The sequence below is a fragment of the Paenibacillus tritici genome (genome assembly GCF_013204885.1).
Classification (GTDB): domain Bacteria; phylum Bacillota; class Bacilli; order Paenibacillales; family Paenibacillaceae; genus Paenibacillus_AQ; species Paenibacillus_AQ tritici.
In genome coordinates, this window is record NZ_JABMKX010000010.1 from 104,953 (window position 1) to 123,378 (window position 18,426).

12 protein-coding genes are annotated in these 18,426 nt (G+C 53.5%); 4 read left to right on the plus strand and 8 right to left on the minus strand.

Features of this window, described 5'->3' with window-relative positions; genetic code table 11:
• Positions 1–167 precede the first annotated feature (167 nt).
• Positions 168–1,598, minus strand: a complete 1,431-nt coding sequence (gene cls / locus HQN87_RS18820; protein ID WP_173136561.1) for a cardiolipin synthase — start codon at positions 1,596–1,598, stop codon at positions 168–170.
• 201 nt (positions 1,599–1,799) lie between these two features.
• Here cls and HQN87_RS32770 point away from each other — a divergent pair, with 201 nt between their 5' ends.
• Positions 1,800–3,050, plus strand: a complete 1,251-nt coding sequence (locus HQN87_RS32770; RefSeq protein WP_301953194.1) for a peptidoglycan DD-metalloendopeptidase family protein — start codon at positions 1,800–1,802, stop codon at positions 3,048–3,050.
• A gap of 22 nt (positions 3,051–3,072) precedes the next feature.
• Positions 3,073–3,525: a bactofilin family protein gene (locus tag HQN87_RS18830; protein ID WP_173136563.1), complete on the plus strand. Its 453-nt coding sequence runs from the start codon at positions 3,073–3,075 to the stop codon at positions 3,523–3,525.
• A 48-nt stretch (positions 3,526–3,573) separates the two neighbouring features.
• Here the strand turns inward: HQN87_RS18830 and HQN87_RS18835 are convergent, their stop codons facing one another.
• From HQN87_RS18835 to HQN87_RS18855, 5 genes are all read right to left on the minus strand, one after another.
• Positions 3,574–4,362 (minus strand): ABC transporter permease, encoded by a 789-nt coding sequence (locus tag HQN87_RS18835; RefSeq protein WP_173136565.1) that lies wholly within the window; start codon positions 4,360–4,362, stop codon positions 3,574–3,576.
• Positions 4,355–5,281: an ABC transporter ATP-binding protein gene (locus HQN87_RS18840; RefSeq protein WP_173136567.1), complete on the minus strand. Its 927-nt coding sequence runs from the start codon at positions 5,279–5,281 to the stop codon at positions 4,355–4,357. Before HQN87_RS18840 ends, HQN87_RS18835 begins: the two co-directional genes overlap by 8 nt.
• A 535-nt stretch (positions 5,282–5,816) precedes the next feature.
• Positions 5,817–10,412 carry a glutamate synthase large subunit gene (gene gltB, locus HQN87_RS18845; RefSeq protein ID WP_173136899.1) on the minus strand — a complete coding sequence of 1,532 codons (4,596 nt, stop codon included), beginning with the start codon at positions 10,410–10,412 and terminating at the stop codon, positions 5,817–5,819.
• Between the two features lie 375 nt (positions 10,413–10,787).
• Positions 10,788–13,142 carry a YhgE/Pip domain-containing protein gene (locus tag HQN87_RS18850; RefSeq protein ID WP_173136569.1) on the minus strand — a complete coding sequence of 785 codons (2,355 nt, stop codon included), beginning with the start codon at positions 13,140–13,142 and terminating at the stop codon, positions 10,788–10,790.
• A 179-nt stretch (positions 13,143–13,321) separates the two neighbouring features.
• Positions 13,322–13,897, minus strand: a complete 576-nt coding sequence (locus tag HQN87_RS18855) for a TetR/AcrR family transcriptional regulator (protein ID WP_173136571.1) — start codon at positions 13,895–13,897, stop codon at positions 13,322–13,324.
• A gap of 302 nt (positions 13,898–14,199) precedes the next feature.
• Here HQN87_RS18855 and HQN87_RS18860 point away from each other — a divergent pair, with 302 nt between their 5' ends.
• The gene (locus HQN87_RS18860; RefSeq protein ID WP_173136573.1) at positions 14,200–15,396 is read left to right on the plus strand and encodes an MGDG synthase family glycosyltransferase; all 1,197 of its coding nucleotides are present in this window, start codon (positions 14,200–14,202) and stop codon (positions 15,394–15,396) included.
• A gap of 137 nt (positions 15,397–15,533) precedes the next feature.
• Here the strand turns inward: HQN87_RS18860 and HQN87_RS18865 are convergent, their stop codons facing one another.
• On the minus strand, positions 15,534–16,436 hold the full coding sequence (locus HQN87_RS18865) for a cell wall hydrolase (protein ID WP_173136575.1): 903 nt from the start codon (positions 16,434–16,436) through the stop codon (positions 15,534–15,536).
• Positions 16,437–16,512: 76 nt separating this feature from the next.
• Positions 16,513–17,124, minus strand: coding sequence for an RNA 2',3'-cyclic phosphodiesterase (gene thpR / locus HQN87_RS18870; protein ID WP_173136577.1), 612 nt, complete (start codon positions 17,122–17,124; stop codon positions 16,513–16,515).
• A gap of 91 nt (positions 17,125–17,215) precedes the next feature.
• Between thpR and HQN87_RS18875 the strand changes: the two genes are divergently transcribed.
• Positions 17,216–18,172, plus strand: coding sequence for a D-2-hydroxyacid dehydrogenase (locus tag HQN87_RS18875; RefSeq protein WP_173136579.1), 957 nt, complete (start codon positions 17,216–17,218; stop codon positions 18,170–18,172).
• Positions 18,173–18,426: the final 254 nt, after the last annotated feature.

The following is an 18,426-nucleotide window of genomic DNA, read 5'->3' on the forward strand; positions in this document are numbered from 1 at the left end:
GAACTCCCCCTCTAAATAGTGTATCTAAGAAGTATACGAAAGCAGTGCTGACAGGCGTGCCTTCTCCCCTGTTCTTCTTATATTCACATTATATCATAAAGGAACCTCAAATAACGCATGTAAATTGATATAACCTTCGATAAACGATGATTCCGCCATCTTTTCTCTCATAATAGCGGAGATAAGAGCTGACATAGACTCTCAATCCGTTTGACATTACGGCCGCGCTCCCTGAACTTTATCGGATCAATGTATTCGCTATGCTTCAAATCTCTGCTAAAGTCCTCAGCCAGCTCGGCAATAACCTCCGGCTGGAGCAGCACCGCCGTCAGCTCGAAGTTGGAATAAAAGCTGCGCATATCCAGATTGGCACTGCCGACCGTTGCCAGCAGGCTGTCGATAATCATTACTTTGGCATGCATGAACCCTGCGGTGTAGCGGTAAAACTTCACCCCGGCATCCTGCAGATTCTCCAGGTAAGACAGCGTTGCATAATAGACCAGCCTGTTATCCGGCTTCGCCGGGATGATGATCCTTACGTCCACTCCGCTGAGCACCGCATTCTTAAGCGCCCTGCAAACTGCGGGGTCCGGGATGAAATACGGCGAGGTCATCCAGACGCGCTGCTTCGCTGCACAGATGGACGCGAAGTACATCTCCTGAGTGACATCAATCGCCCCATCCGGGCCGCCGGCTACAATCTGAACCGCCTCCCTGCCGCTGCAGGCATGATCAGGGAAAAACCGCGGATGGCTGAGAACGTCTCCGGTTACCAGCCTCCAGTCCTTAAGAAACACATATTGCAGCTGATATACAGCATCCCCTTCAAGCCGCAGATGCGTATCCCGCCACTCCCCCATCTTCGGGTTTTTGCCCAGATAATCATCCCCGATATTCATTCCTCCGGTGAATCCGGCCAGTCCGTCAACGACGAGGATTTTGCGGTGATTCCGGAAATTGAAGCGGCGGTCCGGCAGCGCAGTCAGCGGAGGCAAGAAAAAATGCACCTGCACCCCCGCATTCCTCAGCGTATTCACGAAGCTCCGGCTCAGCTTATGGCTCCCAAGGCCATCACACAGCAGACGTACTCTCACCCCCTGGCGTGCCTTACGGATCATCAGCTCCTGAAACCGCCTGCCGATCCCATCCTCCCGGAAAATATAAAATTCCATGTGGATATGCTCATGCGCGCCCTCCATAGCCTCCAGCATAGACTTATAAGCCTCCTGCGCGCCGGAGAGCACCTCACACCGGTTATATTGCGTAACGTGGCTCTCTGCCAGTCCGTTCAGCAGATGCAGCAGCTCAGGGCGGTCCACAAACCCGGGATTACCCGTCTCCTCCACATTTTTGACCCTGTGAATTTTACCGGTGATATGGGCGCGGATTTCGCGCAGCAGGGAGACACATCTTGTGCCGAGCTTGCGGCTCTGCCAGTAATCGCGTCCCAGGAAATAATAGAACAGCAGCCCCAGCGGCGGGCAGCAGAATGTTATACATAGCCAGGCGACGGCTCTCTGCGGACGCCGGTATTCCGAACCTAATATGATGGCAAGCTGCACAATAAATAAGCATAATATAACGGCAAATATCCTCATCCTAGGCCTCCTGAAAAATGCATGACTACTACAGGTTTTGCCTTAACTCTCCTTCTTTATTCAAGTAAACCGTTGTCATGTTCACCTTAGTTATGGAATACATAGAGTAGTAGGACGAACCGGATAAGCCCCAGCACCATGAACAGGTTGCAATCAGTCATTCATACCAAGCGGCTGCCCAAGCCGCAGTAAGGAGACGTTATGAAGAGTCAGCCAGGTCATAAAAAGATTAAGCTGCTCGTTATGCGTGAGGCCGGAAGGCCCGTCAGACAGCTGGAGATGTCGAAGTCCTACGCGCTGGCCCTGCCTGCCGCAGCCGCCCTGTCCCTCTCCAGTCTGGTCACCTCCATGCATATTCATGCCTCCCGGTCCATCGCAGAGCTGGAGGCCGAAGCAGCAGCATTATCGCTGACTAATATCCGCATGGAGCTGAAGGTTGCCGATAAGGATCAGGCGCTCCAGCAGCTTCGCGGCCAGGTGACCGAGCTCTCGGAGGAAGCTGAGGACATTAAAGACAAGCTGAAGAGTGTGACGGAGCTGGAGCAGCAGCTTCAATCGCTGATCGACAAGGAGACCGGCTCTCCTGCTGGTGTAGGTGCCGATGCCGGTGACGGAACGTACGACGCCGATACGACATCCTCCGCAGCTTCCGCTTCCGGTAAAGGCAGCCAGCCGTTACTCCCGGCCCCGCCGGAACTCAGCGCCGCAGCCGCGGGAACCTACGGAAGAGTCAGCCGGTTAAGCGCCGGTCCATTCATTCAGGAGCAGCCCGAAGCTGTACCTTCCGCCGGCTCGCCTGCCGCTATTTTTCGGATCAGAGCTGCCGGGAAGGCCCTGCGCAGTACGGTTAATCCGCAGGTTGGCGGTGAATACATCGCCGTCTATGAGGAAGATCCGCAGAAGCTGGTCCAGGAAGCGAAAGACGATTTCGAGGAGATCCACAGCCTGCTGGATGAGATGATCAACAGTATCCCGATCACCATTTCACAGGCAGAGAAGGCCAATAAGGTGAAGGCAGACCTTCAGGCAAAGCAATCACAGGAGAAGCAATCCAGGCTCGCCCGGGCCGTAATGTGGCCAACCGGCTCGAGGATCATCACCTCCAGCTTCGGTTACCGCTCCGATCCTTTCAAGGGGAGCTCCGCCTATCATTCCGGAATTGACATTGCGGGGAATATCGGAGATGCGGTATACGCGGCATTGGGTGGAGTGGTCATCTCCGCAGAGCAGGTGGGGGCCAGAGGCAAATATGTTGTGATCCGTCATGATAACGGACTCGAGACCTGGTACATGCATTTGAATCATATGCTGGTCTCCCCTGGTGACACGGTCAGCAAGGGCGAGCAGATCGGAATGCTGGGCAGCACCGGACGCAGCACCGGTCCCCATCTTCATTTTCAGGTCGTGAAGCAGAACAAGCCGGTGAATCCGCTCAATTATGTGAATCCTTAAGAACAGAAAGGGGAATGCAGGCATGTGGAACAGACGGCAGACTAGCTCATACCCGTCCACCGACTCGCTTATCGGGTATGGAGGCACGCTCGAAGGGAAGGTACATTGCGATACCAACCTGCGGATTGAAGGGAACTTCAGCGGGGAGATTCTGTGCGAAGGCACAGTGACGGTTGGTGAACAAGGCACGGTCCATTCCAGTATCGAGGCGCAGGAGATCATTGTCGCCGGCAAGGTCTACGGCAACGTAACGGCCCAGCGGAAGCTGATCCTTACCGGAACCGGACAACTGCACGGCAACATTACAGCTGGCTCCCTGAGCATTACGGAAGGCAGCCTTGTTAACGGGGCTGTGGCTATGACCATGACCGAACAGCCCGCCACTGAGACAGCGGGCGGGCTGCATACGGTCACTCCCAAGAATAAGGCAGGCAAACGCAGAGCGGATAAACAGAGCAGTCTGGAAGGCGCATGAGCCGCTTATTTCCAGCCTCCTATACGCTTGTACCGCCCGGCTGCCTAATTAGGCAGCGACATCTCTTTTACGGAATACAATCCATGATACCGCCATGAGAATAACATAGTACACGGCCAGGACCGCAATGGCGAACCCCAGCGTAGCTCCTCCCGGACCGGTGTCCGTCAGCAGATAGTTGCTCAGATTCATATGGGCAAAGATCAGATAATTCGCCCATTCATACCGTTCCGGGCTGAAGATGGCGATAAAGATATCTTTGGTGAACATGATGGACAGCGACAGCACAATCGCCAGGCCGCTTGAACGGAAGACGCTGGAGATCATGAAGGCAATAGCTGCCGTCAGGAACAGCTCAATATAGCTGCACAGAATCAGCAGGAAGACATATTCCCCCTGACTCCAGCTCATCACATTCCCGCCTAACGGCTCTACTGCCGAGGAAGAGAAGATCAGCGCGGAGCCATACCCGAATCCGATCAGCACCGCTGTACTAATCAGACTGAAGATGACCATGGACAGATATTTCGAGAGCAGAATCTTGGAGCGGCTCCAAGGGCGGATCAGCAGCAGCTTAATCGTTCCCCAGGTGAATTCGCCCGCAACGGAGTCAGCAGCCACCAGAGCTGTGAAAATAGTGTTCAGGAAAAAAGCGATAGCCATTGTGGTCTGAAAGCTGTCCCAAATCCCGGTGACATCATTGCCATTGCTGGTGAAATGAATCAGCGCAGGAAACAGCGCACTTATCAGTGCCAGAATGAACAGCATAATCCATGTCCGCAGACGTCTGAAAATCTTGATATTCTCATTATGTATGAGAGCAGCGAACTCACCCAATGCCTTCACCTCCTGTAATTTCCAAGAATTGATCTTCGAGCGAACGGGACAGCGCCTTGATGCTGTACACTTTAATGCCGCCGGCTACCAGCCTCGCATTCAGCTCGGCAATCTCCTCACGTGCCGCCCCTACCGCCACTCCGCCTTCCTTCAGCACACCTTGGCCGATCAGGGCCAGCGCAGCTTCAGGATTATCCACCTCGAAGAAGGTTTCGCCCACCGGTATCAATACATCACCAACCGTCTTCAGCTGCTTCACATCAATCAGACGGCCGTTCTGGATAATGGCTACACTATCGCACATCAGCTCCATCTCGGATAACAGATGGCTGGAGACAAACACCGTTGTGCCCTCGGTCTGACACAGCTGACGCAGATAATCGCGCAGCTCGCGGATGCCCTGCGGGTCCAGTCCGTTGGTCGGTTCATCCAGAATCAGCAGCTTCGGCCGGTGCAAGAGGGCCTGGGCTACCCCCAGACGCTGGCGCATCCCCAAGGAATAGGTTTTGACCTTGTCATTGATCCGCTGTCCAAGACCGACCAGCTTGACCACTTCATTAATACGCTCTTTGGTTACTCCGGGCACCATGCGGGCATACTGGCGCAGATTCTGGTATCCGGTAAGGAACTTGTACATCTCCGGATTCTCTACGATGGCCCCTACATTGGCTATGGCCTCTTCAAAATGGTCTTTAATACTGCGTCCGCAGATCAGAATATCTCCGCGGCTGATGGAGATAAGTCCTACCATCATGCGGATGGTTGTTGTTTTACCGGCTCCGTTCGGTCCCAGGAATCCGAAGATTTGCCCGGGTGGAATATCGAGTGTCAAGTCGCTGACCAGCGTTTTGGAGCCGATCTTTTTGGTGACCCCCATCAGACTGGCCACCGGCTTTACCACTTCTGCCGTATTCGGCATAACTTCACTTCCTTTCGTCGGTTTGGATGAAACGGCCTTGCGCTTTCGGATACGGTAAATAATAAGAGAACTGAAAAGGCTCTAATCTAGATGTTAGCCGTAACTGCGGGTAATGTTTGGACTTCCGGCCGCTGTTAGGTTTGAATTTCCTGATTAAAACCGCTGTTGCGGTAGAAATCCAAACCTAAAGGCGGACGCTACCGCTCCTACAGTTCCAAAATTCCCCTCCGTTACTCCCATCTTCATATTATCTTTTTCAGTTCAAGCTATTATTAACCTTATCGCTGTATCAACAACCCGTTTCAACCATTTTTATATTTTACCACAGTTTACCTTTTTCCTGAAAACCGGAAAAATATGCAGGAATAGCAAGTTGAAACGGCTACGCCGTCCTTTAAAGGACAGCGTAGCCGTTTCAGCGAGAAATAGAAGGATAATTTATCATGTGGAACATATAAATTTTTATATTTTAAAGAAAGACCACATCCTTCCGCAATGGAAAGACATGGTCTCTTGAATAACTTAGATTAGAATCTTAACCGCCCACACGGGCAAGCTCACGCATATTCGCTTCAAAAGCAGCCATCAGCGCAGCCTCACCGGTCAGCCCGCTGCTCTCCACCTTGCGGATCTGCTCAAGCATCCGTTTGTAATCCTTCGGAATGACCCGGGCAAACTTCGGCAGCGCCTGATCCCATGAATCAAGAATTGCTCTGCCTGCATTACTGTCCGTAAGCTCGGTATGACGGGTAATCAGGGCATGCAGCTCAGCGATCTCATCCGCTTCCTCCACACGCTCCAGCAGCACCATCTCCAGGTTACAGCGTCTGATGAACGTGCCGTCAGGATCATAGACATAGGCGATACCGCCTGACATCCCAGCCGCGAAGTTGCGGCCCGTTGCACCCAGCACCACCACACGGCCGCCGGTCATGTATTCACAGCCGTGGTCGCCCACGCCTTCCACGACTACATTCGCCCCGGAGTTGCGGACGGCGAACCGTTCACCGGCGATGCCGCTAACGTAGGCCTCGCCGCCGGTCGCTCCGTACAGCGCGGTATTCCCGATGATGATATTATCTTCCGCCGCAAAGGTTGCCTTGCGGGAAGGCCGGATAATCAGCTTGCCTCCGGACAGCCCTTTGCCGACATAGTCATTGGAGTCGCCTTCGACCGTAATGGTGATGCCCTTCGGTACGAATGCGCCCAGACTCTGTCCGGCCGATCCGGTGAAATGCAGCCGGATAGTGTCATCCGGCAGCCCTGCCGCGCCGTACTTGCGTGTCAGCTCACTGCCCAGAATCGTCCCCACTGCACGGTTGACGTTCGTGATCGGCAGGGAGGCTTCAACTGCAGTGCCGGATTCCAGCGCAGGTGCAGCGATATCCAGCAGATGAGTTACATCCAGCGTTTCGTCCAGGCCGTGGTTCTGGAATTTGCTGCGGAAGCGGGTGCTTCCTTCCGGCATAGCCGGAGTATGCAGGAGACTGCTCAGATCGACGCCCTTCTTCTTCCAGTGCGCGGAAGCCTTCACCGCATCGAGGCAATCGGTGCGGCCGACCATCTCTTCAATGGTGCGGAAGCCCAGCTCTGCCATAATCTCGCGCAGATCCTGTGCTACAAAGGTCATGAAGTTCACTACATGCTGCGGATCGCCCATGAAGTTCTTGCGAAGCTCCGGGTTCTGTGTAGCTACGCCCACCGGGCAGGTATCCATCTGGCATACGCGCATCATGATGCAGCCTACAGCAACCAGCGGCGCAGTGGCGAAGCCGTATTCTTCAGCGCCGAGCAGAACAGCTACCGCGAGGTCGCGTCCGCTCAGCATCTTGCCGTCTGTCTCCAGCACGACACGGTCACGCAGATTATTCAGCATCAGCGTCTGGTGAGTCTCCGCCAGCCCCAGCTCCCAAGGGAGTCCGGCATGACGGATGGAGTTCATCGGCGAAGCGCCGGTACCGCCGTCATAACCGCTGATCAGAATAATATCAGCGCGGCCCTTGGCCACACCGGCGGCGATGGTGCCTACGCCGACTTCAGAGACCAGCTTCACGTTAATACTGGCACGCGGATTGGCATTCTTCAGATCATAGATCAGCTCCGCCAGATCCTCGATCGAGTAAATATCATGATGCGGCGGCGGCGAGATCAGCCCTACGCCCGCTGTGGAGCCGCGGACCTCTGCCACCCAAGGATATACCTTGCGGCCCGGAAGCTGTCCGCCTTCGCCAGGCTTGGCTCCTTGTGCCATCTTGATCTGAATCTCGTCGGCATTCACCAGGTAGTTAGAGGTTACGCCGAACCGTCCCGATGCCACCTGCTTGATCGCACTGCGGCGGGAATCGCCGTTGGCATCCGGAATGAAGCGCGCCGGATCTTCCCCGCCTTCACCGGTGTTGCTCTTGCCGCCGATACGGTTCATCGCAATCGCAAGTGTCTCATGCGCTTCCTTGCTGATCGAACCAAAGGACATCGCGCCGGTCTTGAAGCGTTTCATGATCGACTCAGCCGATTCTACCTCATCCAGGGATATAGGGGCATTCGTACTTCTGAACTGCAGCATCGAACGCAGCGTCTGGTGCTTCTCGCTTTCGCCCTGAACGAGTGCCGCATACTTCTTGTACATCTCATAATCTCCGCTGCGCACCGAATGCTGCAGCAGATGAATGGTCTGCGGATTGAATAGATGCTCTTCCCCGTCACTGCGCCACTGGTATTCACCGCCGGAATCGAGCACCTTGTCGTTGCCGTCTTTGTCGGTGAAGGCGCGGTTATGGCTGGCAAGCGCTTCTTGAGCCACTTCCGCAAGGCCAATCCCGCCGATCCGGGAAGGTGTCCAGGTGAAGTAGCGGTCCACGAACTCCGAATTCAGCCCGACCGCTTCAAAAATCTGTGCGCCGCGGTAGGATTGAATGGTGGAGATCCCCATTTTGGACAGGATTTTGACAACACTCTTCGTAGCTGCCTTGATATAGTTCTTCACAGCCTTCTCATGCGAGATTCCGCGGAGCAGGCCCTGGCCGATCATATCATCCAGACTCTCGAAGGCCAGATAAGGATTGACCGCACTGACGCCATATCCAAGCAGCAGCGCATAATGATGAACTTCACGCGGTTCACCGGACTCCAGCAGAATGCTGACCTTGGTCCGTGTTCCCGAGCGGATCAGATGGTGATGCAGGCTGGAGACAGCCAGCAGTGCCGGAATAGCGGCATTCTCGCGGTCTACACCCCGGTCGGACAGAATAAGAATATTATGACCTTTGCCCATAACGCGGTCTGCCGCCTCATTCATACGCTCAAGCGCGATGCGCAGTCCTTCTGCCCCCAGCTCAGCCGGGAAAAGAATCGGGATCGACATCGACTTGAAGCCTGCACGGCGAACATGGCGCAGCTTGGCGAAATCCTCGTTCGAGAGAATCGGGGAAGCCAGCGAGATCTGCCGGCAGCTCTCCGGTTCAGCCTTCAGCAGGTTGCGTTCCGGTCCGATGGTGGTGGCCGTGGAGGTTACCAGCTCTTCACGGATGGCATCAATCGGCGGATTGGTTACCTGGGCGAACATTTGCTTGAAGTAATTGTAGAGACGCTGCGGACGGTCTGACAGCACCGCCAGCGGTGAATCGTAACCCATGGAGCCGACAGCTTCAGCGCCAGTCGAAGCCATAGGCTCCAGCACCTTGCGCAGATCCTCAAAGGTGTAGCCGAAGGACTGCTGCAGCTGCTGCACGTTATCATGCTTCGGATTCGGCAGCTCCGGCGCATCCGGAAGCTCATCGAGGCCGATCAGATGCTCATCCAGCCACTCTTGATAAGGCTGCTCGGAGGCAATCTCCGCCTTGACCTCTTCGTCAGAGATGATCCGGCCCTGCTTCGTATCCACGAGCAGCATACGGCCTGGTCTCAGCCGGTCTTTGTATAGTACATCCTCAGCCGGAATATCAAGGACACCCGCTTCGGAGGAGAGAATAATCAGATCATCCTTCGTTACATAGTAGCGTGCAGGACGCAGGCCGTTACGGTCAAGAATCGCCCCGATCTGCACACCGTCCGTGAAGCCCATTGCGGCAGGCCCGTCCCATGGCTCCATCAGGGTGCTGTGGTATTCGTAGAAGGCTTTCTTCTTCGCGTCCATGCTGTCATGATTGCTCCAAGGCTCAGGAACCATCATCATCGCCACATGCGGCAGGGAGCGTCCGCTCAGGTACAGGAATTCAAAGGTATTATCGAACATTGCGGTATCGGAGCCGTCGGGATTCACAACCGGTTTGATTTTGCCGAGATCCTCTCCGAACACCTCGCTCTTGAACAGCGACTGGCGGGCATGCATCCAGTTGACGTTGCCGCGAAGGGTATTAATTTCACCGTTGTGGATCATGAAGCGGTAAGGGTGGGCACGTTCCCAGCTAGGGAAGGTGTTGGTGCTGAAGCGGGAGTGGACAAGCGCAATTGCAGATTCCAGGTTCTCATCCTGAAGGTCCAGATAGAATTGTCCTACCTGAACAGTGGTGAGCATACCTTTGTATACGATCTTCTTGCAGGATAAGCTTGGCACATAGAAGGATTCGCCTTCTTCTCCCCCGCCGTAGCGGATTGACAGCTCCGCGCGTTTGCGGATTACATACAGCTTGCGTTCAAAAGAAAGGTCGTCCTTGATTCCTTCAGAGCGGCCGATGAATACCTGGCGTACATAAGGCTTGGCAGCCTTAGCCGTCTTGCCGAGCATCTCATCAAAGGTAGGCACATCGCGGTAGCCGAGGATCTGCTGGCCTTCTTCAGCGATAATCTCGCTCAGGAGTGCCTCATGGCGGGCCCGGATCTCCTCGTTATGAGACAGAAAGATCATGCCCACGCCATAATGGCCCTGTGCCGGAAGCTCGAAGCCCAGCTTGGCGGCTTCGCTGGCGAAGAACCGGTGAGGAATCTGCAGCATGATGCCGGCTCCGTCACCGGAATTCGGCTCGCTTCCCTGGCCTCCCCGATGCTCCATATTGAAGAGCATAGTCAGAGCATTGCTAACAATATCATGGGACGGTTTGCCTTTAATATGGGCGACAAATCCCATGCCGCAAGCGTCTTTTTCGAACTGGGGATCATAAAGGCCCTGTTTGCCGGGCAGTTCAGTGTGTCTCATCATACGCAACCTTTCTATTATAAAGTAGACGGAATTCCAGGAAAATTTTTCAGCGGAAAATCTTAATAATTATTCAGGCAGAATTGGTGTTATTATTTTATCATCGCGCTGACATCAGTGCAATTTAAACTTTTTTATGAGCTTGATTAACAAATGCTTTTGCAGCGCAGCTTTAGCGAATAGAAGCGTAAAAAAACTTTCGAATGTATATTTATGCATAAATGACGAATAAGCACTTATGCATTGAAAACGTTTCAACTTTTTTCCTGCCATGGAGATGGCACTTTTATAAGCTGTTTATTTTTCTCTATAAACCAAAAACGCCCCCTTAGGGGGCGTTTCAAGTTCACACGGTTTACAGGAAATAATGTTCTTTTATACAGTCAAAACTTGTTCACTTTTCAGCACAGCCTCATTGCCCCGGTCACGGGTCATGAAGTAGGTGAAGGTAAGCGCAAGGAATATAATTCCATATACGCCAAGCATTCCCGCATCACTCCACATGGAGCCGAAGTCCCCTGTCGAGATCACTGCCTTGAAGCCTTGGACACTGTAAGTCATTGGCAGCAGCGGATTGAAAATCTTCATCCAGTCCGGAATCAATTCCAGAGGGAAGGTTCCGGCACTTGTAGTCAGCTGGAAGATCAGAATCAGGATGACTACGAAACGGCCCGGCTGGTCCAGCCAGGTTACAATCGCCTGGATCATCCACATGAAGGCAAGGCTGGTAATGAAGGAGAAGGCGTAGAACAAGGGCACATTCTGTACTTCAAGTCCCAGACCGTACAAGACAATCAGGATAGCGAGCAGAGCCTGGAGCACACTCATCAAGGAGAACGTAAGCGTACGGCTCATGAACCGGTTGAACCGGCTGGCTCCAATCACTTCGGATTCCCTCATCGGAATAACAATGGTGCAGATCAGTGCACCTACGAACAATCCAAGTGACAGGAAGTAAGGAGCGAACCCTGTACCGTAGTTAGGCACCTCGTTGACCTTCACTTCTTCGATCTGTACCGGCTGGGCGAACATAGATACCATTCCATCGGTCTTATTCACCGATTTCGTCTGCGCTGCGGCATCGCCCAGTTTGCTTGCCAGCTCACCGGAGCCTGTCTTCAGCTCATCCAGGCCGTCCTTCAGCTGGCCTGCTCCGTCACTCAGCTTCTTCGACCCGTCGGCTACCGAGCTGAGGCCGCTGCCAAGCTGGCCTGCCCCGTTCAGCAGCTTCGCTGTGCCGGCTTCCAGCGCTTTGCCGCCGTCTGCCAGCTTCGTGCCGCCTGCTGCCGCTTCGCCCAGCTTGGCGCCGAACTGCTTCATGCCTGCTGCAAGCTTGCCGCCGCCGGTTTCAAGCGTCCCGGCACCGGCTACGAGCTGCTGCTGGCCTTCCAGCAGCTGTGCGCTGCCAGCGCTTAGCTGCTGCGCTCCGTCATGCAGCTGCGTTACCCCTGCATCCAGCTGCTGCGTTCCGCTGTGCAGCTGATTCGCGCCCTGCAGTAGCTGCTGCTGGCCGCTGTTCAGGGCTGCCGCTCCGTCCAGGAGCTGCTGCTGGCCCTGGTCCAGCTGGGCTGTACCCGCAGCTACTGCGGTGCTTGCCGCCAGCAGCTTCTGTACATCCGGGCTAGCCGCAAGCTGAGGATTCGACTTCGCCAGCGCCTGCAGGCCATCGGCTACCGCCTTGGCTCCGGCTGCTGCCTTCGCACTGCCGTCCTTCGATGCCGTAAGTCCGGCTTCGAGCTTCGCGCTGCCCTCGGCGGCGGAGGATAATCCGGCGGCAAGCTTCGCACTGCCGTCAACAGCCGACTTCGTACCCGCCTGCAGCTTCTCGGTACCGACTACAGCCGACTGTGTTCCATCCTTGAGCGCAGATGCTCCGGCCGTTGTCTTCTGCAGCCCAGCATGAAGCTGCTTGCTGCCTGCCGCCGACTGCGCCACCCCGTCCTGGAGCTGCTTATGCGCTGCGGACAACTGCTGAAGCCCTCCGGCCAGCGTGCTGCTGCCTGTTTTCAGTGCGGCTGCTCCGTTATTCAGATCACTCACACCCTGGGTAAGCGGCGCTACTCCGTCAAGCAGCTTGCCGGTGCCTTCTGTCAGCACAAGCAGATTGTCTTTCAGCTTAAGTGCACCGTCATCCAGCTTGGTGGCACCGTCTGCAATCTTGGCTGCGCCGTCTCCGGCTTCGCCAAGACCGCTGGCGATTTCAGTAATTTTATCAAATACAGAATTAGTGTAAGCCTCTGTGACTTTGGCGGATACTTTGGTCTTGATATCCTTCACCGCCGTGCCGCCAATCTGACCCGCCAGGAAGTTGTAGCCTTCATTCGGCTCATAGATAATTTTGGCCGGCTGGGGATCCGCATCAAGCAGTGTAGTTGCTTTGGCCGAGAAGTCTTCCGGAACCACAATCGCCATATAATAAGTATTATCGGCAAGTCCGGCTTCCGCAGTCTCCCGGCTGACGAAATTCCACTTGAACCCGTCCGTCTTCTTCAGCTCCGCGACCAGGTCTGATCCTGCGCTCAGCTTGGAGCCCTCATAATCGGCACCCTTGTCTTCATTGACAACAGCCACCGGAAGCTCGTTCATTTTGCCGTAAGGATCCCAGAATGCCTTCAGGAACAATCCGCTGTACAGTACAGGAATAAACAGAATGGCAAACATGGAAATACGCATCTTGGGATTCTTAAAAACCGCGCCAAGATCCTTCATAAACACGGATAAAGATTTCATTCTGGTTCTCTCCTTATGATCATATGCTCTCTTTAAAATGCTTTTCGAAATGATAGTTTCGTGAATGTTACAGTAACACCAGATGACCGTTTTCCCCATTTAGTCATTCAAGGGCAAAAAAAATTATTCCGGGATAGCGCAGTGCGGTGCACACGCCGTCCCTATACTGAACTTATAATCTACTGTGCCAGCCCCTCTACCAAAAAAAGCTGAAAATAGCTCTTGATCTGTTCTTTGGTCAAAGGCACGTGTACCTTACTCAGTTCAGCCGTAAGCACAATATATAACCTGAACATTACCACCGATACAATCTGGGGGTCGCAGGGTTTGATCTCCCCTTGACGAATGGCCTGCTCCACCTCCCGTTCCAGATATTCAAGCACTACACTCTCGATCTTGTCGAGTCCTTCACCGGCCTGCGGCGTTCCGAAGTCATGACTTTCCTGGGACAGCTTGATGAATAGCTCGTGTTCGCTGCGAAATTCCAGCAGGGCATCCAGTACGCGGTGCAGATTATCAAAAAACGGCTTGTCGCGCTTAATCTCCCGCTCGGCGATAATCTTCATCTCGGTAATAACATCACGCAGGATCTCATCAAATAACTGTTCCTTGTTTGTAAAAAAGGTGTAAATCGTCCCTTTGCCGACATTGGCAATCTTAGCGACCTGATCCATGGTTGTTGCCTTATAGCCGAATAATGAAAAAGATTTGGTCGCCGCCTGCAGCACCTGCTGCCTTCGATCTACCACAGCCATTCATACACTTCCTTTCCCTCAGGAATGTCTTACATCCTCGTTATGACCATTTTACTGATCCGGTCATTCGGTCAAGACCAACTTTATCATGTTGCCTATGTCTTTGCAATACTTTTGTATAATTTTTTTTATTTTATTGCAGTGTTTTAACTTTCTATTTACGTCTTATTTGTATAATGTGAGAAAAGAAGCAAAATCCCTAGTATAATATTAGGAGTAAGAGAACAAGCACGCAGGATAAGCACATGGACTAATGAAGAGAATTCGTAAATCTACCTATATGGAAAGTTGCAGGTGAACTTATGCGAAAGAAAAGAGTACTGCTGTTTTCGGAAGGCTTCGGCACGGGCCATACAGGGGCAGCCTATGCTCTGGCTGAAGGAATAAGACTGCTGAACCCGGATGTTCAGTGCCGGGTCATTGAGCTCGGGAAATTCCTAAATCCTACGGTCGCTCCTTGGATTCTTTCCGCTTACCGCAAAACCGTCAGCAGCCAGCCCAAGCTGGTCGGCATGATGTATAAGACCCAATATCATAAATCACTGAACCGGTTGACCCAGCTGGCACTTCACCGGATTTTTTATACACATGCCTCACAGGTCATTGAACAGCTGAAGCCGGATCTGATTATCTGTACGCATCCGATTCCCGCTGCTGTCATCTCCAGGCTGAAGCGCCAGGGGCTGGATGTACCGTTCTATACGCTGATTACTGATTATGATGCCCACGGAAGCTGGGTGAATGCGGAGTCGGACCGCTATCTGGTATCGACTTCCCGGGTCAAGTCGATCCTTACCGGACGCGGCGTAGCTTCCGAGCTTGTGACGGTTACCGGGATTCCGGTGCATCCGAAGTTCTGGGAGTGCCAGGGCAAGACCCAGCTGCGCAAAGAGCTGGGTCTTGCCGACATCCCGACTGCGCTTATTATGGGCGGCGGCTGGGGGCTGATGTTCGGCAAGGATATCATGGACTCGCTCACGGCCCGGATTGATGAGATTCAGCTTATCTTCTGTATGGGCAGCAATGACAAGGCGGTAGCCAAGATGGAAGCCAACCCCCTGCTGAACCATCCCAATGTAAGAATACTGGGGTACAGCAGTGAGATTAACAAGCTGATGGATGCCTCCGATCTGCTGATTACCAAGCCCGGCGGAATGACCTGCACCGAAGGTCAGGCTAAGGGCATCCCGATGTTGTTCTACAACGCAATACCGGGACAGGAAGAGAAGAACAGCCAATATTTCGTTGAGCTGGGGCTGGCTGAGATGCTGGATTCGGCCGTCGTGGACAAATGGTTCACGATGCTCCTGCGTGAATATGCCGGACAGGGGGCACCGCACAGACGCCGGACCTCCCCGGACCGCCAGCAGCCGCAGCACTGCGCAGCGACCGTACTTCAGCTGCTGGGCAAGCCCGCCGCTGCTGCAGCCGTCTCAGAGGCCTGGAATGTCCCTCCGCAAAAGGTGCGGAATGAAGAAGCTGTCTATGTCACTCCTTAAGCGGATTATAGGAACCAAGCCGCAAAGAACCTCCAATCCACCGGTAAGCGTGGAGTTGGAGGTTCTTTTTTTGCGCGGAAATGCTGAATGGCCGTAATAGAATAGACTTATAGCGTCCTAATGTATTGTGTCCTTGTTTATTTATAGAATGTATGATTGCCGATCGTCTTGGCGAGTGTCCGTGAATGATGCACAGTAAGGTCCTGGGCCAGCGTCAGCGACAGGAAGAAGTACGTATCATCCGTCACTTCCTTAACTCCCAGCAGCGCTGCATTAACAGCCTTAATGCTGTCCTTATTAGGCTTCACACGTTTAAGACGCCCGTTGGCCACAGGACTGAATTGTCTTTTTTGATAGATTACTTCTCTGATTGTGTCGGGAAAATTGGCTGACCGCAGCCGGTTTAGAACAACGTTGGCAACTGCCACCTTGCCCTTGTACGGTTCGCCTTCTGCCTCTGCCATAACGATTTTTTGCAGCAGATGCAGGTCTTCTTCGGATACGGCGTAGCTCCAGGTAGCTTCAGCTTGCTGCTCCTTGGTTAGTAGCTTGGTCCGAGAGAAGAACAATGTTGCGGGGGGATGATACTGAGTTACAGCTTTGCTTGGAATGACACTCGTTGTCCCCGTTGCCGCTATCTTCGGCACTTGCGCCGCTGGCGGCGATGCTTTCACCACAGTTACCTTAGGCTTCGGCGGAATGGCAGTCTTCTGTGCAGCGTCTTTACGCTGAAGCTTCTCGGGACTTAACCATCCTGCATGAACCGTGCGGGTCCAGGTATGGGCCGGTTTGGCGGCTGTGGTGTAAAGCATGGGTGTAATCGTGCTGGCTGAAGGGCTTGTCCTATGCAGGACTGATGCAGCTTGCGGGACAAGCCGCTCCACAGACTGGTGGCTTGCAGAATTCAATTTACCCATTTCTATCATATTCTCCCCGGTAGCAGCAGATCCTGCGGGGTTCATCAAACTTATCGCTGAGAAAGACACTAGGATTACACCAACCAGCAGCGCAATATAGCGGCTCTGTTTAAAAATCAACATAATTTACCTCCTATTTTACGGCACACTCCTATTGTATGTAACCGAAAATGGAAGCCTTGAAAACTCACTTGTCGATTTATGTTGAGAAAAATGTAAATTTTTCGGTCATTTCATACATAGGAATGGCATACATCCTGGTAGCATACACCACAAAAGCATCAACCGTCCAGCCTATGTCTGGAAGTGCTTGTCCCGCAGGACGCCCTTGCATCCGTAAATTTTCCAGCCGCTCCAGCGTAAAAGAGCCTTCTCCGCGGTATTTGCGGGCGAGTGTTAAATGGGGATTGTACGTTCGCATCTCTGCCGTATATCCTAATGGAAGGGTCGCGGAAACCACCCGTTTCTGCAGCTCCTTCAGCGGCTCCAATTCGCCGGAAACCCCTGTCCAGAGTACTCTTGGCGAATCCGGGAGACCGAAAGTGCCCCACTCCCCGAGCTTCAGCTGAAAGCCTTTACTTGACTTCGCAACCTCCCGGAGTGCCTGATAAAGAGCTGGAATATGTTCCCTGGGGGTATCTCCAAGAAATTGCAGCGTAATATGGAAATCTTTAAAATGTGTCCATCTGGCAAAATGAAGCCCGGACGACACATGGGCAGACTCATTTTTCAGATAATCGCATAGCGCATCAGGCAGCGGTATTGCCACAAACAGGCGCTCAACTTCTTGCTCCGGTTCTATAGGTCTCATGCTAATTTCACCTTTCCAGGCAGATTTGTTATGCTTATTCTATACTTATCGTCCATTTCTCTACTGAAATGTAGAACAGGAGGGCACCAACATGACTAAATCCATCGTTTGTCTGCAGCACCTCTCGTCCGGCCAGCAGGAGATGATCCGCGCTGCTGCACCAGATTACACCCTGACCCTTGGAGACTCCAGGAACCCTGATCTTGAGCTGCTCTCCGGCGCAGAGATTATTATCGGCTGGGGCAAAGGCATCCGCGATACCGTACTGCGGCAGGATTCGCCGCTCCGCTGGGTACAAGCCTGGTCTGCCGGTGTAGAGAAGCTTCCGCTGGAAGCGCTGAAGGAACGCGAAATCCTGCTGACGAATGCCAGCGGTGTACATGCTGAACCGATTACGGCGGTCATCCTAAGCTTCATGCTGATGTTCACGCGCAATATGCATACCGCTATCCGCAACCAGCAGAGCCGACGCTGGCACTCGGACGGGCAAGAGAGTGAGTTGACCGGCAAGACCGTGGTCATTGCCGGAACCGGCGCCATCGGCAGCGAGACCGCCAGAATTGCCAAGGCCTTCCGGATGAAGACGATCGGTGTCAGCCGCTCTGGGCGGCCGGTGGAGAACTTCGATCAAGTCTTGACCACCGGGGAGCTGAAGCATTCCGTCCGCGAGGCTGACTTCGTGATCAACACGCTTCCGCTGACAGACGAGACCCGTGGACTGTTCGATGCAGAGATCTTCTCCGCCTGCAAGCAGGGGGCATATTATATTAATATTGGCCGGGGAGTGACTACCCATACGGACGATCTGATCGCTGCGCTGAACAGCGGACAGCTCGCCGGTGCGGGCCTCGATGTATTCGAGACCGAGCCGCTGCCTGAGGATCACCCGCTCTGGGGGATGGAGCAGGTCATCATGACCCCTCACTGTGCCGGGGTAACCGACCGCTATGCTGACCGGGTCGTGGACATCTTTGTGGAGAACATGAAAGCGTATCTGGAATCCGGCAAGCCTTCGCGCAATCTGGTGGATTACAGCCGCCAGTATTAGGCTGGTGCTCCGGCGAAATGTTGCACTAATTACAACTCCGGTTCGCTGATAACGCACACCCGATACAATTGTTGCATCAAATGCAATAATTTGTCATGATTACCTGCTGGACGTGGACAAAATGCTGCCTTTTCTGCAACAAACTTCGATTTAGGGTTGATTTAATGAGCGAATGTTGCAATTTGTGCAGGATTCACCTATACAAATACAAACAGCCTCTGCTGAACCTAAGCAGAGGCTGTTTAATATATACA